This window comes from Arcobacter siniprincipis (SeqCode) (assembly GCF_048571125.1).
Taxonomy (GTDB): domain Bacteria; phylum Campylobacterota; class Campylobacteria; order Campylobacterales; family Arcobacteraceae; genus Arcobacter; species Arcobacter siniprincipis.
In genome coordinates, this window is record NZ_CP182343.1 from 97,553 (window position 1) to 120,373 (window position 22,821).

At 28.9% G+C, this 22,821-nt stretch carries 22 protein-coding genes; 8 read left to right on the forward strand and 14 right to left on the reverse strand.

Annotated elements, in window-relative coordinates:
* Positions 1 to 65 precede the first annotated feature (65 nt).
* The 5 genes from ACNI3D_RS00500 (at position 66) to ACNI3D_RS00520 (ending at position 3,856) form a co-directional block, all read left to right on the forward strand.
* On the forward strand, positions 66 to 950 hold the full coding sequence (locus ACNI3D_RS00500) for an AraC family transcriptional regulator (RefSeq protein ID WP_419767890.1): 885 nt from the start codon (positions 66 to 68) through the stop codon (positions 948 to 950).
* Between the two features lie 138 nt (positions 951 to 1,088).
* Complete coding sequence (locus tag ACNI3D_RS00505; RefSeq protein WP_419767891.1) at positions 1,089 to 2,078, forward strand: hypothetical protein; 990 nt, start codon at positions 1,089 to 1,091, stop codon at positions 2,076 to 2,078.
* Between the two features lie 51 nt (positions 2,079 to 2,129).
* The gene (locus ACNI3D_RS00510) at positions 2,130 to 2,525 is read left to right on the forward strand and encodes a VOC family protein (RefSeq protein WP_419767892.1); all 396 of its coding nucleotides are present in this window, start codon (positions 2,130 to 2,132) and stop codon (positions 2,523 to 2,525) included.
* Between the two features lie 123 nt (positions 2,526 to 2,648).
* The gene (locus ACNI3D_RS00515; protein WP_419767893.1) at positions 2,649 to 3,464 is read left to right on the forward strand and encodes an OmpA family protein; all 816 of its coding nucleotides are present in this window, start codon (positions 2,649 to 2,651) and stop codon (positions 3,462 to 3,464) included.
* A 2-nt stretch (positions 3,465 to 3,466) separates the two neighbouring features.
* Entirely contained in the window at positions 3,467 to 3,856 is a 390-nt protein-coding gene (locus ACNI3D_RS00520; RefSeq protein ID WP_129100302.1) for a helix-hairpin-helix domain-containing protein, read from the forward strand.
* A gap of 3 nt (positions 3,857 to 3,859) precedes the next feature.
* Here ACNI3D_RS00520 and ACNI3D_RS00525 read toward each other — a convergent pair whose 3' ends face one another.
* Genes ACNI3D_RS00525 through ACNI3D_RS00535 form a run of 3 tightly spaced genes read right to left on the reverse strand, consistent with a single transcriptional unit; the run spans position 3,860 to position 6,396 of the window.
* A complete protein-coding gene (locus ACNI3D_RS00525) occupies positions 3,860 to 4,303 on the reverse strand; it encodes a low molecular weight protein-tyrosine-phosphatase (protein WP_419767894.1) in 444 nt (147 codons plus the stop codon).
* Between the two features lies 1 nt (position 4,304).
* Positions 4,305 to 5,021, reverse strand: coding sequence for a carbon-nitrogen hydrolase family protein (locus ACNI3D_RS00530; RefSeq protein ID WP_129100300.1), 717 nt, complete (start codon positions 5,019 to 5,021; stop codon positions 4,305 to 4,307).
* Entirely contained in the window at positions 4,996 to 6,396 is a 1,401-nt protein-coding gene (locus ACNI3D_RS00535; protein ID WP_419767895.1) for a phosphomannomutase/phosphoglucomutase, read from the reverse strand. Before ACNI3D_RS00535 ends, ACNI3D_RS00530 begins: the two co-directional genes overlap by 26 nt.
* Positions 6,397 to 6,504: 108 nt before the next feature.
* Here ACNI3D_RS00535 and ACNI3D_RS00540 point away from each other — a divergent pair, with 108 nt between their 5' ends.
* Positions 6,505 to 7,134: a LysE family translocator gene (locus tag ACNI3D_RS00540; protein WP_129100298.1), complete on the forward strand. Its 630-nt coding sequence runs from the start codon at positions 6,505 to 6,507 to the stop codon at positions 7,132 to 7,134.
* Between the two features lie 8 nt (positions 7,135 to 7,142).
* On the opposite strand, the gene ACNI3D_RS00545 is transcribed toward ACNI3D_RS00540, so the two are convergent.
* The 4 genes from ACNI3D_RS00545 to dddY form a co-directional block, all read right to left on the reverse strand.
* Entirely contained in the window at positions 7,143 to 8,375 is a 1,233-nt protein-coding gene (locus tag ACNI3D_RS00545; protein ID WP_419767896.1) for a glutamate-5-semialdehyde dehydrogenase, read from the reverse strand.
* Positions 8,376 to 8,428: 53 nt separating this feature from the next.
* Positions 8,429 to 10,363, reverse strand: a complete 1,935-nt coding sequence (locus ACNI3D_RS00550) for an adenylate/guanylate cyclase domain-containing protein (protein ID WP_419767897.1) — start codon at positions 10,361 to 10,363, stop codon at positions 8,429 to 8,431.
* Positions 10,364 to 10,401: 38 nt separating this feature from the next.
* Positions 10,402 to 11,376, reverse strand: a complete 975-nt coding sequence (locus ACNI3D_RS00555; RefSeq protein WP_419767898.1) for a YhdH/YhfP family quinone oxidoreductase — start codon at positions 11,374 to 11,376, stop codon at positions 10,402 to 10,404.
* 89 nt (positions 11,377 to 11,465) lie between these two features.
* Positions 11,466 to 12,746 (reverse strand): dimethylsulfoniopropionate lyase DddY, encoded by a 1,281-nt coding sequence (gene dddY / locus ACNI3D_RS00560; protein WP_419767899.1) that lies wholly within the window; start codon positions 12,744 to 12,746, stop codon positions 11,466 to 11,468.
* 109 nt (positions 12,747 to 12,855) lie between these two features.
* Here dddY and ACNI3D_RS00565 point away from each other — a divergent pair, with 109 nt between their 5' ends.
* Positions 12,856 to 13,200, forward strand: coding sequence for a winged helix-turn-helix transcriptional regulator (locus ACNI3D_RS00565; RefSeq protein ID WP_419767900.1), 345 nt, complete (start codon positions 12,856 to 12,858; stop codon positions 13,198 to 13,200).
* A gap of 1 nt (position 13,201) precedes the next feature.
* Here ACNI3D_RS00565 and ACNI3D_RS00570 read toward each other — a convergent pair whose 3' ends face one another.
* Positions 13,202 to 13,894: an ABC transporter permease gene (locus ACNI3D_RS00570; RefSeq protein WP_419767901.1), complete on the reverse strand. Its 693-nt coding sequence runs from the start codon at positions 13,892 to 13,894 to the stop codon at positions 13,202 to 13,204.
* 1 nt (position 13,895) lies between these two features.
* Positions 13,896 to 14,786: an NAD(P)H-dependent glycerol-3-phosphate dehydrogenase gene (locus ACNI3D_RS00575; protein ID WP_419767902.1), complete on the reverse strand. Its 891-nt coding sequence runs from the start codon at positions 14,784 to 14,786 to the stop codon at positions 13,896 to 13,898.
* A 143-nt stretch (positions 14,787 to 14,929) separates the two neighbouring features.
* Between ACNI3D_RS00575 and ACNI3D_RS00580 the strand changes: the two genes are divergently transcribed.
* Positions 14,930 to 15,370: a MarR family winged helix-turn-helix transcriptional regulator gene (locus tag ACNI3D_RS00580; RefSeq protein ID WP_164969741.1), complete on the forward strand. Its 441-nt coding sequence runs from the start codon at positions 14,930 to 14,932 to the stop codon at positions 15,368 to 15,370.
* Between the two features lie 54 nt (positions 15,371 to 15,424).
* Here ACNI3D_RS00580 and gatB read toward each other — a convergent pair whose 3' ends face one another.
* The 5 genes from gatB to ACNI3D_RS00605 all read right to left on the reverse strand — a co-directional run bounded on the left by gatB (position 15,425) and on the right by ACNI3D_RS00605 (position 22,754).
* Positions 15,425 to 16,843 (reverse strand): Asp-tRNA(Asn)/Glu-tRNA(Gln) amidotransferase subunit GatB, encoded by a 1,419-nt coding sequence (gatB, locus tag ACNI3D_RS00585; protein WP_419767903.1) that lies wholly within the window; start codon positions 16,841 to 16,843, stop codon positions 15,425 to 15,427.
* Between the two features lie 9 nt (positions 16,844 to 16,852).
* A complete protein-coding gene (locus tag ACNI3D_RS00590) occupies positions 16,853 to 17,704 on the reverse strand; it encodes a peptidylprolyl isomerase (RefSeq protein ID WP_419767904.1) in 852 nt (283 codons plus the stop codon).
* A 75-nt stretch (positions 17,705 to 17,779) separates the two neighbouring features.
* Complete coding sequence (locus tag ACNI3D_RS00595) at positions 17,780 to 20,611, reverse strand: FAD-binding and (Fe-S)-binding domain-containing protein (protein WP_419767905.1); 2,832 nt, start codon at positions 20,609 to 20,611, stop codon at positions 17,780 to 17,782.
* A gap of 176 nt (positions 20,612 to 20,787) precedes the next feature.
* Complete coding sequence (locus tag ACNI3D_RS00600; protein WP_419767906.1) at positions 20,788 to 22,149, reverse strand: TRAP transporter large permease; 1,362 nt, start codon at positions 22,147 to 22,149, stop codon at positions 20,788 to 20,790.
* Positions 22,146 to 22,754 carry a TRAP transporter small permease subunit gene (locus ACNI3D_RS00605; protein ID WP_129100286.1) on the reverse strand — a complete coding sequence of 203 codons (609 nt, stop codon included), beginning with the start codon at positions 22,752 to 22,754 and terminating at the stop codon, positions 22,146 to 22,148. The genes ACNI3D_RS00600 and ACNI3D_RS00605 overlap by 4 nt, the downstream gene beginning before the upstream one ends.
* Positions 22,755 to 22,821: the final 67 nt, after the last annotated feature.

Below are 22,821 nucleotides of genomic sequence, written 5' to 3' on the forward strand. Positions count from 1 at the left end.
AAGTTATCTATTTTTGTTCAAAATATGTGCATAATATGTTAAGATTATAAAAGATAAGGAAAAAGATGCAAAAAAGAAGTACTTATAACAAGAATGTTCAAATAGCAAATGATGCGATGTATTACATATATGAGTATATTGATACAGATATCAATATTGATGATTTAGCATTAAACTTTGGTATTAGTAAATTTCACTTGCATAAATTATTTAAAGAGGTTATGGGTATAAATATATATGAAACCATAAAATCAATAAGATTGCAAAAGGCTTCAAGTCTACTTCTTACAAATAAATACTCAACTATAACTCAAGTGGCTTCTATGTGTGGGTATTCTTCTCAAACTTCTTTTATACGAGCTTTTAAAGAGAGATTTCATCAAACACCAAAGGCATGGAGAAGTGGTGGAAGTGAAGAGTATTCTACCAACATATTAAAAAACTCTACAATGCTTTTGTATGAAAAGAAAGATTTTGAAAATATTGAACCCAAAATAGTAAAATCAAAGGCTTTAAAAACTTACTATATAAGACAAAGGGGATATTTAAAAGAAGATGTCATAAAAATCTGGCAGAAACTTCAAGCTTGGGTCTATACAAATAATATAACAAAATATGATGAAATAGGAATCTATCATGATAATCCTACAATTACTCCTCACAATGAGTGTTTTTATGTGGCAGGGATTATTCCAAAAGGTGAAGTAGATTTATCAAATACCAGTCTTCCTATATTTTATACTCCTGAGGCTTTATATGCAAGCTTTGAGATAAAAGGGAAGATGGGAGATATTCTAAGATTTATACAATGGGCTTATCAGGAGTGGCTTCCAAAAAGTGGTTTTGAAACAACAACAAATCCACCCTATGTAATATTTAAAAAGAATCATTTCCTAAATGAAGATAGACTTTTTGAAGCAACTTATTATTTACCTATTCAATATGTGTAAATGCCTTTAAAATTAAGATATATAATATTTCTATTTTATTAAAACCTTTTAGTTATATTAAGTTTCATTATTAGTTTATATGGTAATATACATAAAATTTTAATATAACTAAATTATATTAAACAAACAGGAGAAATAATGAAAAATAAATTTAAATTAATGGGACAAATTACAATAGTTTTAACTATTATTTTTTCTTTTCAAGCTTGTACTTTAAAAGTATCATTAAAAACTGTTTCAGAATCTGAAAATGTTTATGTACCTTCTTTAGAAAAAAAAGACAATATTAATGTTAGTTTTAAGGATGGGCTAGGGGAAACACCTCAAATAGTAACGGGAATCTTTGAAAAAGCAATATTTTTGGAAAAAGACGATAAAAGCCTTGAGTCATATATTTTTATGTCAAATGCAATAAAAAGTGAACTTCAAGCAAGAAAATTACCAATTAACTTTAATGATAAATCAAAAGAATCACTGATTTTAAAGAAGTTTGAAATATTTACTCATAGAAGTTCTGGATTTTCTCCTATTGTTACAATCTCTATGTTGAAAGTAACAGCAAATATAGGTAATGAAGAAAAAGTATTTACATCTGTAGTAAAAAGAGGGAAAGTACCAATTTGGGCAGCAGAAGAGATTATTGATCCTTGTTTTAATGAACCTATTATGCTTATGGTAAAAGAAGTTGTAGCAAAAATTAATAAGGCGTATTTCAATTACCAATTAAGTGATGAAAAAGTTACAGAGATAGTAAATAAAATAGAAACTGGTATAAATACAAAAGATAGTTTAAATTATATAAATATGTATGAATTAGGTTTTTCAAATAATGAAAAAGCACTTGATTTCGTAAAATCTTATAATAATAATTCTGATGAATATTTGAGATTAGCATCTATTGCAGTAGTAGGTTTATTAGGTGGAGAAAAAGAATTTTTATATTTAACAAGTATTTATAGAAATGCAAAACTTTGGCAAGATAGAGCTATGGCCTTAAAAGCTATTGCTGACATAGGAACAGAAGAGAGTAAAAAGTTTATTGAACTAGAAAATAATCTTTGGCAAACACAAGATACAAAAGAAGGAAAATGGAATAATATGATTTTAAAGTTATATGAAAAAAATTAATTTTTCATATAACTTATACTAGTAAATTAACTTATTTTGCTATAATTTTTTATGATAAAAATAAACCACTTAGACCATTTTGTACTAACTGTCAAAAATATAGATGTCACTGTAAAATTTTATACTCAAATTTTAGGCATGGAAAAAGAAGTTTTCAAAGGCTCACGAATTGCTTTAAAATTTGGAAAGTCAAAGATAAATCTTCATGAATTAGGTCATGAGTTTGAGCCAAAAGCTTTTAATGTAAAAGAAGGAAGTGCTGATTTGTGTTTTGTAGTGGATACTCCGGTTGAAGAAGTAAAAGAGTTCTTAGAATCAAAGGATATAGAAATCATAGAAGGAATAGTTTCTCGAACAGGTGCAATGGGAAATATAAAGTCTATTTATATAAGAGATCCTGATAAGAATTTAATAGAATTATCAAATTATAATAATATTTCTTTTTAAATTAAATACTAAATTAATTATTTATTATAAGAATTAGTTTATTTTGTTATTAATATTATTATTTTTTGTTGAAAAATATAATTTTTTTAGATACAATTAATAGATTTAACTAAAGAGAGTTGCATGAGTATTCTAAAACAAATAATTTTTTTGTCATTTCTTCTAATAGCAATTATGGTTGCTTGTGTATATTTATATATAAATCAAGATAAATTTGGAACAAATACTTTTTACACTCCTTCCAATATAGAAAAAATAATTCCTTTGGAAAAAATAGATAACAATAAACATGAATTTGTAGAAGAAAAACAAAAAGAAGTTGAACCTATAATAAATGAAGAGCAAAAAGATGATGCTGTTATTGAAGAAGATACAAATGAAGACCAAAAGAAAGTCGATGAATTAGAAAAACCTGAAATAGAAAATGGTGATGTTCTAATAGATGAAAAAAAAGAAGTTTCAGATACACCAAAAGTAATAATACCAGAAGATAAAAAAATAGAAGAACTTTCTCGGAAAATTCAACCTAAAAAAACAGAAGAAAAAATAATTGAACCTAAAATAAATAAAAATATAAAAACTCAAGAAGAGATAAATCAAGTCGTATCTAAAGATAAAATATATTTTAAAAGATTGGGTACAGATATAACAGATGAAAGTTTTAAAGTTGTTCAGCAAATAGCAAAGATCTTATTAAATAATAAAGATGTTAAGATAGAAGTAGGTGGACACACTGATGCTAAAGGTGAAGCTGAAGTTAATCAGTGGATATCTTTAGAAAGAGCAAAAAGTGTAAAAAAAGAGTTAGAAAAACTGGGTGTTCCTAAAGATAGAATAAGTGCTAAAGGTTATGGAGAATCTCAACCTTTAGTACCAAATAATAAAAATGGTTACTCTTCTGAGAATAGAAGAGTTGAATTTAAGATAATAGAGGAATAAGTATGTTGATAATCGCTTCAAAAATAGTTTTTTGGTTACTATCTGTTGCTATACTTGCAATGTATATAGGATTCTTAATAGGAAAACTAAGATACAAAAAAAGACAAGTCTCTTATGAGATAAATCCTATTTTGAGAAAACCAGGAAATATATATAATAAACCTTTTATTTTAGGAAACCCAAGACCTACAGGGAAAGATGATTTAAAAGCAATTGAAGGAATCGACCATCAAATGGAAAATAAACTAAATGCTTTGGGAATCTTTCATATAGAACAAATTGCTAAGTGGAGCGAAAAGAATATTGACTGGATAGAAGAATACTTTTCTATTGATAATAGAGTTATAGAAGAACAATGGGTAGAAAAAGCAAAAGAAATTATAAAAAGATAGAGCTTACTTTTCTATCTTTTCTTTTATTAGATTCTTAATACAAGTTTCAATCATCTCAAAAACTTTATCAAAACCTTCAAACCCATCAAAAAAATAAGGGTCAGGAACATCTTTTCCTTCATATCCAAAGTCACCTATTAAGAGTGGATTTTTACATCCTAATTCTCTTAACGAAGCGATATTTTTAGAATCAAGCCCTACTATTAAATCAAACTTTTTAAAGTCTTCTTTTTTTACTTGTCTGGCTTTATAATTTGAGATATCAAGACCTTTTATTTTTGCTATTTTTTGAGAATCAGGACAAGGTGCTTCCCCTATATGCCAAGAACCTGTTCCACAAGAATCAACTTCTATGTTATAATCATTTTTTTTGGCATACTCTTTTGCAATAGCTTCTGCAAGTGGTGATCTACATATATTTCCTAAACATACAAATAAAACCTTCATATTATTTTATGCCCACATCTAAATATTTTCTCATGAGTTTTATCTCTTTTAGGTCAATATTCTTAGAGATAAGTTCTTTGTTATCATCTATCGTTACATCTCCAAAAGGAGTGATAATAGCTGAACTTTTAGCACAAGAGTCATCAGAACTATCACTAGCTATTACAAAACATTGATTTGCAACAGCTAGGGCTCTACATAAAGTTTCATAATTTTCTTTTCTTTTTGAACCCCACATAGCTGGCACAAGGATAATATCAGCACCTTGCAGTTTTTGCCAATAGTCTAAAAATCTAAGTTCAAAACAGATAAGAACACCTATTTTTAAACCATCAATTTCAAATATCTTTATGTCTTCTTCTCTTCCACTTTCAAAATATTTATTTTCATCATTTATCGCAAAAAGTTTTATTTTTGACTGCTTATGTATTATTTTACCTTTATGAAAAATATAAAAAGTGTTGAAGTACTCTTCACACTCTTTATTTGTCATAGTAAGACTTATAGTTCTGTCTTTTGAGAGTTGGGTTAGCTTATCTATTGCTGTTCTTGTAAACTTTCCTGCTTCTATTATTCGTCCATAGGCATATCCTGTAAGACATAACTCAGGAGCTAAAATAAAAGAGTCCTTTGGTGTTTGTAAAATAAGTTCTTCAAGATGATTCAAATTATCTTGAAAGTTTGTACTAGGTTTAGTTTGAAGAGTTACTAAGTTCATTTTTACTTCTTATTATTAATTCATTTAGTTTTGTTTCATAAAGTTTTGCAACTTCTAGGTCTGTTGATTCAAATCTTGTAACAAGTACGGGTGTTGTATTTGATGCTCTTATTAGTCCCCAACCTTGTTCAAATATTACTCTTACTCCATCAACTTCTATGATATCTAAGATTTTAGGAAAATCATCTCCTACTGTTATTAGATTTTTTTTGATTTGGTGCATTAAATCAAATTTTTCTTCGTCTGTTGTCTCTACTTTTATCTCTTCTGTTGAATATACCTTTGGTAATGAGTCTATCTCTTTATCTATATCCATGCCATTAAAAATAAGTTCTAAAAGTCTAAATGTAGCATAAATAGCATCATCAAAACCATAATATCTATCATTGAAAAAGATATGTCCAGATACTTCTGCTGCCATATCTGCATTTAGCTCTTTTAGTTTTACTTTTAGGTTTGAATGCCCTGTTTTATACATAACAGCAGTGCCACTTTCATTGATTCTATCATACATGATTTGAGTACATTTAACTTCACCAATGATTACTGGGTTTTTCATGGTTTTTGCAAAAAGCAGTGCCATGATGTCACCTTTTACATTATGATTTTTAGTTAAAAATGCAATTCTATCAGCATCTCCATCATAAGCAAAACCATACTCATAATCACCTTTTAGTTTTTCAATTACATCTTTTAGATTTTTTTCTTCACTTGGATCTGGATGATGATTTGGAAAAGTTCCATCTGGTTCACAATATAGTGCATCATAATTTAATTCTAAGGCATCTAAAATATCTGTTAAAACAGTATCCGCAACACCATTTCCGCAATCAATAATTAGCTTTTGTTTCATACCTTTTAAGTGGGCAAATTCTGCTATCATATAGTTTTTATAGATACTTTTTACATCTATTTCTTTATATGTATTAGCATTTTCGATAATCATATTTTCATTGTTTGTGATTTCTTCACCCATAGAATAAATATCTTCACCAAAAAATGGTGCATTGTTAATAGTTATTTTAAAGCCATTATAAGGACTTGGATTGTGGCTACCTGTTATCATCACAGAAGCATTTGGTTTCTCTCCATCAAACTCTTGAAAAGAAGCAAAATAATTAACTCCTGTTGCAACCATTCCCATACCTAAAACTTTGCAACCAGCTTTGTTAAATCCAGATGTTAAATAATTAAATAGTTCAGGTGAGTGAGTTCTTGCATCATAACCAATAACTACCACTGGCTCTTGTACATTGGTTCTTTTTATAGTTTCTAATCCCAAAAAATAACCTATAAGTTTTGAACTTTGTTCATTTAGTTCAGCTCCTACAATTCCTCTAATGTCATACTCTCTAAAAATACTTTTATTTATCATTTTCTTCGCTTTTTTATTGTGATTATATCAAAAAAGTATTTATATTACATTTGCTAGTGTTTGTATTTGTTAAAGCTAAGAGTAGTTATAATTTAAAAAAGGAAATTAATGATAGAACTTACAAATCTTTACATGTTTATATTTGCTTCATTTTTATTGTGTTTGGCTCCTGGTCCTGATAATATCTATGTTTTAACCCAAGGTATGACAAAAAGTAAAAAAGCAGCTATTGTTACCACTTTAGGCTTATGCTCAGGTCTTATTATTCATACAAGTGCAGCAGCTTTTGGTATATCTGTGATTTTTAAAACTTCAGAAATAGCTTTCAATATTGTAAAATTTGCAGGTGCTGCTTATTTATTGTATATTGCTTTTCAAGCTTTCAAGTATAGAAATGAACCCCTTGATTTATCAGTGCAAAACTCATCAAATGAGCTAAAAAAACTCTATTTAAAAGGCTTCTTTATGAATATTTTAAATCCAAAGGTTTCTATATTTTTCTTGGCTTTTTTACCACAATTTGTTAGTCCTCAAAATGGAAGTGTTCCTATGCAAATGATAATTTTAGGTTTAGTTTTTATGGCTTTGACTATTATTGTCTTTTCATCTATTGGAATCGCGGGAAATCTTTTAAGTGCAAAATTAGTACAAAAACCAAGTATCGTAAAGTATATGAATATCTTGACTTCTTTTGTGTTAGGTGGATTGGCTGTAAAGTTAGCTTTATCACAAAGATAGGAGCGTTCCTATCTTATTTGTCCGTTCCCATAAACTTTAAATTTGAAAGTTGTGAGATCATTTATCCCCATTGGTCCTCTTGAGTGAAGTTTATTTGTAGAAATACCAACTTCAGCTCCTAGTCCAAAAGCTCCACCATCTGTAAATCTAGTACTTGCATTTGCATATACACAAGCAGAATCTACTTCATCTAAAAACTTATTTATACTACTGTAGTTTTCACTTATTATTGCTTCTGAGTGACCCGAACCATGTTTTGCAATATGCGTTATTGCCTCATCTATATCTTTTACAACTTTTATAGATAAGATGTTTGCTAGGTATTCTGTATCATAGTCATTTTCACTTGCACTATGTATATCAATAAAATTTCTTGTAACCGCACAACCTCTTAGTTCCGTACCATTTTGCATAAATGCCTCATGTAATGGTGGCAAAATATATGCAGCTACATCTTTATGAATTAGAAGTGTTTCTAAAGCATTACATGCACTTGGTCTTGAGCATTTTGCATTTACAGATATTGCTATTGCTTTTTCATGGTTTGCATCTTTATCAATATATGTATGGCAAACTCCCTTATCATGTTTTACAACAGGAACAGTAGCATTTTCACTTACATATTTTATTAAGGCTTCTCCACCTCTTGGAACTATTAAGTCCACATATTTATCTTGTTTTATTAAAAAAGCTACACCTTCTCTTGAAGAATCAGGAAGTAATGAAATGGCATTTTGTGGAAGAGCATTGTCATCTAATACCTTTCGTAAAATTGTTGCTATTGCTTTATTTGAATGTTCTGCTTCTTTTCCACCTTTTAGAACACAAACATTTCCACTTTTAAAACAAAGTGCTGCTGTGTCACTTGTAACATTTGGTCTGCTTTCATAAATGATACCTATAACTCCAATTGGAATAGAGACTTTTTGAATATTTAAACCATCTTCTGTAACCCAACCATCTAGTGTTCTTCCTACTGGTTCTTTTAGTGCTGCTATTTCTTTTATAGCTTTTGCCATAGCCATTACTCTATCACCTGTTAGAAGTAGTCTATCTTTTAATGCTTCATCTAGGTTGTTTACTCTTGCATTTTCCATATCTTTTTCATTGTGGCTAATTATATAATCGCAGTGTTCAATAATAGCTTCAGCCATTTGATTTAGAACTTTGTTTTTTATTTCACCACTAAGTGTAGAGATATGTCTGCTTGTTTTTTTTGCTTCTACTAAAAATTGTTGCATGAAACTCTCTTTTTTATATGTTATATATTTTGATTATTTTACCTAAAAAATCTTTAACTATTTTTCTCAATACTTAAAATTGTATTTTTTAAAGTACTAATAACATTACTTTTATCAATCTCATTTAAATCTAAAATCAGATTGAATCCACTTTGCTCTTCTATAATTGTACTATTACTACTATTTGAAAGTACTTCATAGGTTTGTATAGGATGAGATATTCCTTTTACATTTAATTCTTCTTTCTTAGTACATTTTACACTATCTTTAATAAACATGTATGTTTCTTTTGAGATCAAAATCTCATCGGGGCTTGCATTTGCTTCTAGCCTTGAAGCTAAATTTACAACTCCTCCTATAATCGTATAGTCAAGTCTATTTTTAGAACCAAAATTTCCAACTGTACAATAACCACTATTTATTCCCATTCTTATGTGAAAGGGTTTAGTTATTCCATCTTTTTGCCATTTAATTCTCAATCGTCCCATCTCTTCTTTCATCTCAATAGCCATATTTATACAAGAAACTGCATCTTCCACTTTACCATTTGAAAGTGGGTCTCCAAAGAAAATCATAATAGAATCACCTATATACTTATCTATGGTTCCTCCATGTTTTATGGCAATACTTGACATAATATCCAAGTACTCATTTAAAAGTTGAGTTAAGGATTCTGTTTCTATTGTATCTGTTAAGTCAGTAAATCCTTTGATGTCTGAGAAGAATACTGTTAGGTATTTTCTTTTTGATTCTAATTGTACATCTTGTTTTCCACTAAAAATAGATTCAAATATTTGAGGAGAGAGATATTTTGCAAGTTTATTTGATAAATTTTCTAAAATATCTTTTTGATTTTGAATATTTATTAAAGCGGTTTGTAGTTCATTTGTTCTTATTTTTATCTTTTCTTCTAGTGTATCTTGGTTCTCTTTAATATTTTTAGACATATTATTAAATGTTTTAGCTATTTCATTAAACTCTTTATCTTCATTTATGACTATGTTTACATTATAGTCTCCATTTTTCAATTTTTGTACACCAATTTTTAGCTTTTTGATTATTAATGTAAGTCTTGAAGTAATATACAAGGTCAAAATAAATGTAATTAAAATAATACTCATCACTAAAATAAACTCTAATGTTGATACTTTATTTAAGAATTGACTAGTAATCTCTTCTATTTTTGTTTCAATAGAAATAGAGACTTGTTTATTTTCTTTTAGTATAGAAATAAGTTTTTGTATTAATGTTTTTTCTTGATTTTCTATAAGGTTTATATTTATAGCTACTGTACCAACTTCTTTTACTGTCTTTTTGTAGTTATTAAATAAGTTTAATAAATCTTCTTCATCTTTATTTAATTCTTGCATGATTTTATTTATAGAATTTAGCCATTTTTTGAATCTTACTTCATCTTTGTGTTGGTAAAGAGTCTCTTTACTATAATATTTCAAGTTACCAAACTCTTGGATTAATGAAAGATTATTTGTTTGAAAGATAAGGTCTTGTAATGTATTTCGTGTATCATTTTCTTTTGGATAGATATTTTTGAATAAATTATTATTGAAAATATGTTTTTTTTGAAAATTATATACTTCATCAAAAATTAATTCAATAGTATGTTCATTTACAAATAGTTTATTTAAATAGTTTGTAATATATTTATTTTGACGAATATTAGTTAGAATACTATCTACAAAATCTTTTTCATTTTTTTTAAGAATTTCACTTTTTAAATGTTCAAAGTTTTTTTCATAAGCGTTGAAATTCTTTTTTATTTCATTTAAATTATTGCTGGAGTTTTCTACTGTTGCTAAATTAATAAGTTCATTCATATCTTCTTGGATAATGATTAATTTTGAAACTTCCTTTGCAAAACTAGAGTTCTCTTTCATGTGATATGTTGTTATTAAACTAAGAGAACTAATAGAAAGAATAAATAGGATTAAAACTATAAAACTATAAATTACTTTTTTTCTTATATTCATAGAGTCTCTTTATTTTGGAATAATTAGACTCTATAATATTATATTTTTACTAAAAATCTCCCTGAAGCTTTACCCGCAAGTAATGCATCATATGCATCTTTTATCTCATCCAAAGATATTTCATTTGTAAGTTGTGCTAAATTTTCTATTTTAAAATCACTTGCAATTTTTTCCCAAGCAGCAATTTTTTTCTCAATTTTGCATTCAACTGAATCAATACCAATAAGTCTAACACCTCTTAAAATAAATGGAAATACATTTGTATTTAATGCAAAAGAAGAAGTTAATCCACAACAAGTAACCACTCCATCATATCTAACTATTTTTAATGCTTCTGCTAAAATATTTCCACCAACTGTATCAATTACTCCATCAAACTTTTCACTTCCCATTGGTCTTTTATTTTCAACATCAAAGTCACCTCTTAGGATAACTTCACTTGCACCTAAATCTTTTAAGAATGGTATTTTATCCTCTTTACCACTAATCGCAGTTGTATTAAATCCAAGTTTATGTAATATACTTATTGCAATACTCCCAACTCCACCTGTAGCTCCTGTAACTAAAATATTTCCTTCTGTAATTCCATTATTAAGTAATTCATTTACACTTAAAGCAGCTGTTAATCCAGCTGTTCCATAAGTCATGATTTCCTTGTCTGTTATATTATCTGGAATCTTAACTACCCAAGAATCTGGAACTTTAACAAACTCTTGATGACCACCATCTGTATTCATACCAAGGTCATAACCAGTTACTAAAACTTTTTCTCCTACAGAAAATTTATTTGAGTTTGACTCTTCAACTACACCTGCAACATCAATACCTGTTACGTGAGGAAAATTTCTAGTTACTCCTGGGTTTCCAACTGAACTTAATGCATCTTTGTAATTAAGTGAAGAGTATGTCGCTTTTATTAAAACTTCATTTTCTCCAATTGAAGGGATGTCTATTTCTTTTAATCCTGATTGAAATTTTTTATCTTCTAATTTTTCTACTATATATGCTTTCATAATTATCCTTTGTTTTTTTTAGTTTATCATAAATATTATCTTCTAGCAAGAACTTACAAAAAAGAAATGTACTATCTAAAAAGATACTATTACCATTTTGTGTGTGTTAATTCACATTGAATCATCTCGCCTCTTTTCGCAGGTGTATTAGGATTTTTTGCTGATTCACACAATAATGTTGTTCCATAATCATTTCTTTTATCATTGGCATTACTTCTTGCCCAAACCGATACTATTGCTCTTTCTTCTGGTTTTGCTTCACAATTTCCATCAACTTCAAAAGCATGTATTGTATTTTGGTGAAAATACATAAGTGGATCTTTTTTATAACTACTATCTAGCCACATATCATGCTCATGTGCTTGTCCTGAATCAAATTGAACTTTTCTCATTTTGTCAGTTACTTCTACAGTTTTTAATAAAGGTGAGTCTTCTCTTATTGCAAAACTTTTAAACTCTTTTACACAAGCTGGAACTCTCATATTATAATAAATCTCTGAAATAGCATGGTTGTGATATGGGTAAAAAGTATTAACAGATTGAACTGTCATACCCACTTCTGCACCTACTTCTTGTCCATTTATTTTTTCAACTCTTAGTAAACCCCATGGTCCAAATACTTCCCCATATGCATAACCTCCTCGTATATTTAAGAAGTTTTTTTCATTTCGTTTGCTCTCTTCTGCATACATTGGAAACCAACCAACCGATGCCCAAAGATTTGGAAGTGAGTTAGCACTAATATCATAAGGGAAAACTAAAGGCATTTTTACTTCATCTCCTGTTACCATTTTATAGAAGTTCTTTGTAAATTCAAGTCCTAATTTTTTTACTTCTTTATTCTTCACTTTTTTGTTAAAAAACTCTTCATAAGTAGTTCTTTTTAGCCATTTTGCAACTGGAGATTTTTCTTCTAACTCTCCTCCTGGACTATATATCCAATTTACATCTTCCCTTGCACTAAAGCAGGCTTTTGCTTTATCTGGATTATTTATAACTTGATAAATATTTTTTACCATTAACTTCATATCTCTTCTATCCATAATACACATTTTTTTGATACCTGCACTTGTGTCATACATTGCTTCATCGGAATTTCGGCAATTATTCTCCTTAGAATTAGTTAAGGCAATTGCATAAGCATTTAAATACTTTAATGTTTCATCCCAAAGGATGTCTACATATTTTTGTTCTTCTTTCGAATACTTAGTTGTTGTTCCAAGACATTCAAAGTTTGCGTTTAAAATATCTTTTTTATCCAAGAAAGTTGGTAAATCACCTGCTTTTGCATTTGTCATTAATACAAAAGAAACTAGTATCATACTTCCCCATTTGATACAGTTGTCTTTTAAAATCTTTACATGTCCCATTTTTACTCCTTTAAAGTTAACATTTAGAAAGTTTAGTTAAAATGTGTTAAAAGGTCAAGAACTTACTAAAAGTAAATGTACTTACTAAAAAGATACTATGGAGTGAACAATGACTAAAAGAATTGATAAAGATTTTCAAGAAATTATTGAAAAATGTCCTGTAGAAACAGCACTTGATGCTTTAGCTGGAAAGTGGAAAATACTAATTTTATGGTATTTAAAAAGTGAAACAAAAAGATTTAGTGAATTACAAAGACTTCTTCCAAGAACGACACAAAAGATGTTGATACAAAAGTTAAGAGAGTTAGAAGAAGATGGAATAGTTCATCGTGAAGTTTATCCTGTCGTTCCACCAAAGGTTGAATATTCCTTGACTGATTATGGGAAAACATTAAAACCAATATTAAAACAACTATATTTGTGGGGTGAAATTCATAAAAACAAGGATTTATAAATTAGATATCTTTTCTTTTTAGTGTGAAGTATATTATTGCACTAATCCCTGCACTTGATAAAACCATAGTCATAATCATGATTTGATATCTAACCGCAATCAAAGGGTCAATACCAGAGAGTATTTGCCCTGTCATCATTCCAGGTAGGGAAACCAGTCCAACTGCAAGTAAAGAGTTTATTTGGGGTATTAAACAGGCATTAAAGGCTACTTCTCTTGCTTTCTCAAAAGAAACATCTCTACTTAGTTCTTTTTCATACCTTTCAATTGCTAAAGATAGTGCATTCATTGTATTTGCAAATATCATTCCTGCTATTGGTATTACATATCTTGGTTCATAAAGAGTATGTAAGTCAAGTACAAAAGCTATGATTAAAATAAGATGTATTATTCCAGATATTGCAATTGATAAAAATATTTTGCTGTAGTGATTAAGTGATTTATCTTGGGTATTTCTTAAAGCAATCCAAGTTGATACTGTAATCATAAAAATTATGATTAATAAACCAACAAAATCATTTTTTTCTTTAAACAAATAAATTAAGAAATACCCTATTATTAGAAGTTGTATTACCATTCTAATAGTGGAGGTGATTATCTCATATTTTTCATTTGTCCATTTTTTATAATAATACCACACAATAAAAAGGGGTAAAATTGAATAGGCTAAATGAGTAAAAGGGATTATTTGCATTTTAACTTTTTAATAAGTCTTTTAAACTATCTATTGGTTCTTTGCCATCAAGTATTTTTTTTACTTCATTTGCTATTGGCGTATAGATATTGTATTGTTTGGATAGTCTATATATAGCTTCTGCTGTTTTAACACCTTCTGCTACTTCTCCCAACTCTTCTAAAATCTCTTCAAGTTTTTTATTTTGTGCTAAGCCTAGCCCTACTCTATAGTTTCTACTCATAGTAGAACTAGCTGTTAAAAATAGATCACCTGCTCCACTTAATCCTAAAAAAGTAGATTTTTTTGCCCCAAACTCTTTACCAAATCTTGCCATTTCTACTAAGCCTCTAGAAATCAAAGAGGCTCTTGCATTATTTCCAAGTTTTAAGCCATCACAAATACCACTTGCTATAGCTAATACATTTTTATAAGCACCTGCTATTTCTGCACCAATTATATCTTTTGAGTGGTAAGTTTTTAAATATTCTGGAAAAAATTGGCTAAATTCATCATATAATTTTTTTGATTTTGAGTTTATAACTATTGCTGCTGGTAAGGCTTTTATAACTTCTGCTGCAAAAGAAGGACCTGAAATAAAACCAATATTTTTGTTTGGTACAAACTTTTCATATATTTCATTAAGAAATTTTCCACTTGATGCTTCAATCCCTTTGGATGCTACAAGTACTTTTTGTCCTTTATAAATAAAGTTTTCTTTTAACCAATTTTTTATCTCTTGGGCTGGAATAGCTATTATTAGGTATTCACATTCCATTGCAGTTTTTAAATCAACAAAGTTTTTAATATCCTTTTTTGTTCTTGATGTTATATAAACTTCTTGTTTTAAACTAAGAGCAAAATGTAAGGCTTGCCCCCATTTCCCTGCTCCTATTACTGCGATTCTTTTCATAAAATACCTTCAATAAAATTAAATAATATAGAAATAATAGCTAAATATTGCTTTTAAATATTTTTGCTTTATTTTTTAGATTAAAAAAAAATATTTAAGGTAAGTATAAAGTTGTATACGCAACTATTATGCAAGGAGTTTTAATGAAAGATATAAAAAAGGTATCTCTTCCTCACAAAGTAACACAAACTGCATATAAAATTAACCAATCTTTATCAAACGATTTAAAAGAATTTGATATTGCACCTGAACAAAGAGCAATTCTTGAAGTTATTGATAACAACAATAAAGTTTCTCAAAATGAACTTAGTCAATATCTTAAAAAAGATAAAACAACCGTATCTCGGACTTTAGATGTTATAGAAAGAAAAGGTTATATTACAAGAAAATATACGAAAGAGGACAAAAGAATAAAGTTTATTACTTTAACTTCTTTTGGAAAAGATGTTTTAAATAAAACAGAAGAAATACTTAATTTATTTAGGAAAAAGACTATAGCAAATCTCTCAGAAGAAGAGATAACTATTTTTTATGATTTATTAGAAAAACTTTTGTTAAATATTGAAAGAAGTGATGATAAATAATTTTTTTATTAGGTATTTAAATAAAATTTACAAAGTAGAGATTCCCTACTTTGTTTATGCTAATCTTTGTTTCAAAAGTTCACTTACTTTTTGAGGGTTTGCAGTACCTTTACTAGCTTTCATAGTTTGACCTACAAAGAAGGCAAACATTTTTTCTTTTCCTGCTTTGTATTCTTCAACTTTATCTTGGTTATTAGATAAAATTTCATCAATCATAGCAAGTAAAGCACCATCATCAGATACTTGTTTTAATCCTAGCTTTTCAATAACACTATCAACATTTGTATCATTTTCCATTAGATAATCAAGTACTTCTTTAGCTGCTTTTCCCGAGATAGTATTGTCTTCAATTCTTTTAACTATTGTTGCTAGTTTTTTAGCATCAACTGGTGAAGTTGTAAGTGAATCGTTTAATCTTCCTTGTAGTTCAACTGTTAACCAAGTAACTGCATTTTTACCACTAATTCCTTCTTCTAACATCTCTTCAAAAAAGTGAGCCATCTCAAGTTGACTTGTAATAACACTTGCGTCATAGTCTTTGATTCCATACTCTTTTACAAATCTAGCTTTTTTCTCATCTGGAAGTTCTGGGATTTGAGAATATTTTCCCATCATTTCATCTGTAATAATTACAGGTCTTAAATCTGGGTCTGGAAAATATCTATAATCAGCAGCATCTTCTTTACCTCTCATAGATCTAGTTTCACCCTTTTCTGGATCAAATAGTCTTGTTTCTTGTACAATCTCAGTATCATGAATTCCATCTTCCCAAGCTTCAATATGTCTATTTACTTCATAAGCAATTGCTTTTTCAATAAACTTGAATGAGTTCATATTTTTAATTTCACATCTTGTATAAAGATTTGTATCACCTTTTGGTCTAATAGAAACATTAACATCACATCTAAAGCTTCCCTCTTGCATATTAGCATCACTAATTCCAAGGTATCTTACTATTGAGTGAAGTTTTTTAAGATATAAAATTGCCTCTTGTGCAGTTCTCATATCTGGTTCACTTACTATTTCAAGTAAAGGTGTTCCAGCTCTATTTAAATCCACATGAGATTCACTTCCTGCATGAATACTTTTACCCGCATCATTTTCTAGGTGAGCTCTTGTTACTCCAATAGTTTTTTGGCTTCCATCAGGAAAATCAATAACTAATTCTCCAAGCCCTACAACTGGAACTTCAAATTGAGATATTTGGTAACCAGATGGTAAGTCGGGATAGAAGTAATTTTTTCTATTGAAAATAGATTTTTGGTTAATTTTTGATTTTAATGCAGTTCCTAGCATAATTGCTTTATGCACTGCTTCTTTATTTAAGACAGGAAGAGCACCTGGAAGACCTAAACAAGTAGGACATACATTTGTATTTGGATCTTCTCCAAAACTAGTTGCACATGAACAAAAAAGTTTACTATTTGTGTTCAGTTGTACATGTACCTCAAGACCTATTATTACTTCAAACATCTATTTCCTTTATCTTATCACTTTTATATCAGCTGTTAATTTTAATTTTTCAAAATATTCTTTTAAGAATTTTTGTTCTCTTTCACCCATTAGTGCATTAAAAATTTTCTCTTTTACTTCATCAAATTTTAGAGTTGTAACTCCACTTTTGTTTTTTACAAAAAACATTACAAAGGTTCTATCTGCTGTAAAAATTGGTGTAAAAGTACCATCTTGTGTATCATTTAAAAGGAATTTTAATTGTGGGTTTAATTTATCTTGTTCTAAAGTAAAGTCTTTTTTTACAACATCATTTAAAATTGCCATTGGGTTTTGAGATATTGTTATTAAAGATCTTTTATTCTTACTAGCATATTGTGTTACATTTATCTTTGATGCAGTCGTAAACATTGCTTGGTTATTGTCATAATAAATCTTTAAATCTTCTTCTGTAGCAACTGGAATATTCCCTCTTACTAGCTTTGCTGCAAGTTTTTTCTTCATAATCTCTTTTTTTATGTTCTCTTCAAACTTATCAAAGTCTTTATTCTTTTGTCTAAGGATTGATTTGAATGTATATAAATCCATACCATTAGATGCAGCTAATTTTTCCAAATAATCATTAACTTCAAAAATATCAACTGTTATATTTTGTTTTTCAAGCTCTTGATTATACAAAATTTCATCAATCAATTCACTAACAGCATCTGCTTTTTTCAATTTAGTTTCTGCCATTTTTTCATTTATATCATTTGTAGTTATTGGTTCATCGTTTACTGTTAAAGCTAAGGCATCTATCATTTGTGCATTTGAAAATGTAAATGTTGCCATCAAAGTAAAAAGAACTCTTTTAGCAAAAAGTTTAATTTGCTTATCTTTCATCGTTTAATCCTTTTTTATAAAGCAAATATTCTACCACAAAGTTGGTAAAATATTTGTTTGATGAAAGTTGTGTTTTTAAACTTTTGTAGAACTACATCTATTTACTAAATATAAAATCGAATTATAGTCAAGCCCTGAATGCTCACTTAAACCTATTTCACAAGTTTTTGATGTAGAAAATGCAAGTTTTGCTCTTGATGTTTGCTCTTTTAGTTTGTTAAGTGCTGAATCATTTAGTTCAGGGAAATTAAATCCTCTATCCCCTGCAAATCCACAACATTTTACATCTGTTGGAACTATTACTTCATTTGCACATAATTTTGCAAGATCAATAAATTTTTCATGTATACCCATTTTTCTTGAACTACAAGTTGAATGAATTGTTATTGGTTCATCTATTTTTGTAAGTTCTAATTCATTTACTACATAGTCTAAACAAAATTCAATAGGTTCATAAATCTTGATATCGCTAATAAAACTTTCGTGCATCTTTTTAGTACAAGGACTAGTATCACAAAGAATAGGATATTCACCGTTAGCGCTTGCATCTATTAAAGCTTGTTCTAGTTGTATTGATTTATGTTCAGCTTGTTTTTTAAATCCTTTTGAAGAAAAAGGCATTCCACAACATAACTCTTCAAGCTCTTTTGGTAATATAATTTCAAAACCTGCTTTTTGAAGAACTTCAACTGTTGTATCATATAGGTTTTTCTCTTCTTGAGAAAAACTACTTTGTCCCATAGTTCTACTTAGACAAGAAGGGAAATAGACTACTTTTTTATCACTTGCTTTATTTACAAATTTTTTATTTATACTTAAACCACTTGGTAATGTTGCACTCCATTTTGGTATTCCTAGAAGTCTTCTAAAGCTACTTGTCATTCCACTCATTAAAGAAGTACCTACTAAATTGTGAACAAGATTTGCACCTTTTAACCCTACTCTCATAGCACTTAATGTTGTAGAAAAGTTATTTGCAATAAATGTTGCAATCTTATCTTGAGTTGGAGTTATTCTTTCATGTCTTAGATACTTCGTAAGAGCTCCAGTATCAATTCCAACTGGACAAGCAGTTGAACATAAGCTACATGTTGCACAGGTTTCTAAGCCATCATATACATATGCTTCTTTTAATTCATCAGCTTCTTTTTGTTCACCAATTGATTTTAATCTACTTATTTCTCTATTTGCTACAATTCTATGTCTAGGAGTAAAAGTAATGGCATTTGAAGGACACATCGGCTCACAGAATCCACACTCAATACATGTATCAACTAAATCATTTGTTTGTGGCAATGGTTTTAGGTTTTTTAAATGGGCTTGTTTATCATGATTTATAATTACACCTGGATTTAAAATACCACTTGGGTCAAATATATTTTTAATACTTTCCATCATATTAAATGCAGCTTTCCCCCATTCTAACTCTATAAATGCAGCCATGTTTCTACCTGTACCATGCTCTGCTTTTAAGCTACCTTGGTATTTTAGGGCAACAGAATTTGTAACATCATTCATAAATTCATCGTATCTTTTAATCTCTTTTTCGTCATTGAAATCTTGTGTAAATACAAAGTGAAAATTTCCATCTAATGCATGTCCAAAAATAAGTGCTTCGTGGTAACCATGTTTTTCAAACATAGATTGAAGTTCTAATGTTGCTTCTGACAAAGATTCTATTGGATAAGCAACATCTTCAATAATAACTGTTGTTCCTATTTTTCGTACAGCTCCTACAGCTGGAAAAAGACCTTTTCTTATTTTCCAAAAAAGTGTATATTCTTCTACTTTTGAAGTGAATTCTATCTCTCTTACAGTTGTAAATTCACTTAAAAGAGTCTCTATCTCTTTTGTTTGTTGAGTTAAGTTTGTTTTTTTACTAGCTCTTGTTTCCACTAATAAAGCTGTTACTTCATTATTGAACTCTTTTAAATACTCTGGCATACCCTCTTTATCTTGTACAGATTTTAAAGCCTTATTATCCATAAGTTCAACAGCATCTACAACTATTTTTTTATCATCTTTTGCTAGTTTAAGTTTTGCTACTGCATCACAGGCATCTTTGATATTTTCAAAAAATATTAAAGCACTTGCTTTATTTGGATAATCTTCAACTGTGTTATAAGTTACCTCTTCAATAAAGGCTAAAGTACCTTCACTTCCAATTATTAAATGAGACAAAATATCAAATTCATCTTCATAATCAATAAGGGCATTTAAAGAGTAACCACAGGTATTTTTTATCTTATATTTTTTTTCAATAAGTTTACTTAACTCTTTATTATCTTTAGTGATTTTTGATAATTCTTTTAAATCATTTAAAAGTTTTCCATGCTCTTTTTTAAACTCTTTCTTTGATTTTTCACTGGCTGTATCAAGTCTTGTCCCATCTGCCATAATAAGTTTTATTGATTTTAGTGTTTTATATGAGTTTTGTGCAGTTCCACAACACATACCTGAAGCATTATTTGCAGCAATTCCACCTATCATAGCGGCATTTATACTTGCTGGATCTGGACCTATTTTTTTATTAAATTCTTTTAATATATTATTTGCTTGTTCCCCTGTAATTGCTGGTTCTAAGCTTATATAACTTTTATCTTCTGCCAATTTAAAATTAGTAAATTTTCTTGATGTAATTATCAAAATAGAATCACTAATTGCTTGTCCTGATAAAGAGGTTCCCCCTGCTCTAAAAGTGATTGGTAACTCTCTTTTATATGCTTCTTTTATGATAACTTGTACTTCATCTGAATTGTCTGCTTTTATTACAATTTTTGGAAGTAGTCTATAAAATGATGCATCAGTCCCATAAACTAAAGTATGTAGTTTATCTGTAAAAATCCTATTATGTTCAATATTTTTAGAAATGCTTTCTAAAAAATCTTTGTATTTCCCCTCTAACATTCGAAATCCTTTTTAATTTTTTATAACTTTAATAAATCAAAAAGAGTTATCTACTCTAGTCTGGGTACTGTGTATATTCTTTGTTGTGGGTCATTAATAAATGAGTGCATTATGTCACGATGCTTTAAAATTATATTTAATAACAGTTCTAAAAATTGTGACATAATCCCTCTTTGTTAGTTTGTAATACTCATTCCAAATATTTGTGGATAGAATGCAACTAGTGCTAATACAACTATTTGTATTAAAATAAATGGTAAAACACCTTTATAAATATCTATTGTCCTCACTCCATCTGGGGCACAACCTTTTAAATAAAAGAGTGCAAACCCAAACGGTGGGGTTAAGAAAGATGTCTGTAAATTCATAGCTATCAAAATAGCAAACCATACTGGGTCAATTCCTAATGTTTGTGAAACAGGAATTAATATTGGTACTATTATATATGAAATTTCTATAAAATCAATAAAAAAACCTAAAAATAATATAGCTAACATTGTAAATATTATAAATGACCATTTTCCATCACCACCTGGTAAGTTCAACATAAAGTCATGAACAATATCTTCTCCACCTGTATATGAAAATACCATAGAAAACGCTGTTGCTCCAATTAAAATAGCAAATACCATTGATGTGATTTTAACAGATTCTAAAGCGGCTTCTTTTACCATAGCAGTTGTAAAAGTTCTATACATAAAAGATAGAAAGATTGCTCCTAAACATCCAACTGCAGCAGATTCTGTTGGTGTTGCAACACCTTCAAAAATAGAACCTAAAACTAAAACAATAAGAGTAAGTGAAGGAATAATAGCAATAAGTGCCTGTATTATTTGTTGTTTTTTTGTTCCCATATCTGCATGTTTTGGAATAGCTGGTGCCATATCTTTTTTAAAATATGAAACAATTAATATAAAAAGAATATAAGCCCCAACAAGAGCAAGTCCTGGCCAAACAGCAGATGAAAACAGATCACCAACAGGAACTTGGAATACATCACCTAATATGATTAATACTAAAGAAGGAGGAATAATTTGTCCTAATGTTCCAGAAGCACATATTGTTCCAGCAGCAAGAGGAATATTATATTTATATTTCATCATAACTGGAAGTGAAATAACTCCCATAGCCACAACAGAAGCCCCAACAACACCAGTAGAAGCAGCAAGTAGTGTTCCTACAAGTACAGTAGAGATTGCAACTCCACCTCTAATCTCTCCAAATAAAAATCCCATAGATTCAAGTAATTTTTCAGCAAGACCAGTTTTTTGTAAAACAATACCCATAAAAATAAACATAGGAATAGCCATTAAAATAGTATTTTGTTGAATTGCAAAAATTCTAAAAGGCATATAATCAAACATCAAGATACCTTCATGAACACCTTCAATCAAGCTATGTAAACTACCATCAAAACCTATTTCTACTATTCCTGCTATTATTCCAAAAAATACTGAAACAGCAGCAAATGTAAAAGCAACGGGAAATCCAATCAACAGCATAAATAATGCTGTAAAAAACATGATTACACCAATCATTTAGAATCTCCTCTTTCATCGATATCAATAGTGTGAAATTTATGTTGTTCTAAATCACATTTTAGGTTTGATATTTCACCTTTTAGGTTATAGTCATCTGATGGGTGAAGTCCTTTGTAGATGTTTAAATTTTTAATAAAGTATCCAATTGATGTTATTATTAAAAGTAAGAATGATAAAGGAATTAAAGATTTAACAATCCATCTATAAGGTAATCCCCCTGGATCGCCACTTTGCTCCATTGACAAGTATGCTTCATGGGCATTATTAATTGAACTTAATCCTACAAGTATTGCGATTGGTAATATAAAAGCAATAACACCAGTCATATTAATCATAGCTTTTTTTCTATCAGTTAATCTATCATAGATTAAGTCTACTCTTACATGACCATCTTCTTTTAAAGTATATGACATTCCTAAAAGTATAACTACAGAGAATAGATGCCACTCCATCTCCTGCATTGCAATACTTCCATCTCTAAAAAAGTATCTCATGACAACATCATAAAAGACATTTAAAATCATAAGTACCATAGCAATAGAAGTAATAGTTCCAATTAAATCAGCAAATTTATCGAAACCTTTTTCTAGTTTTAACAGCATAAAATTCCTTTGGGTTTTTTAAATAAGTCAGATAAATATACTTTATAAGTACATTTATCTAAATATA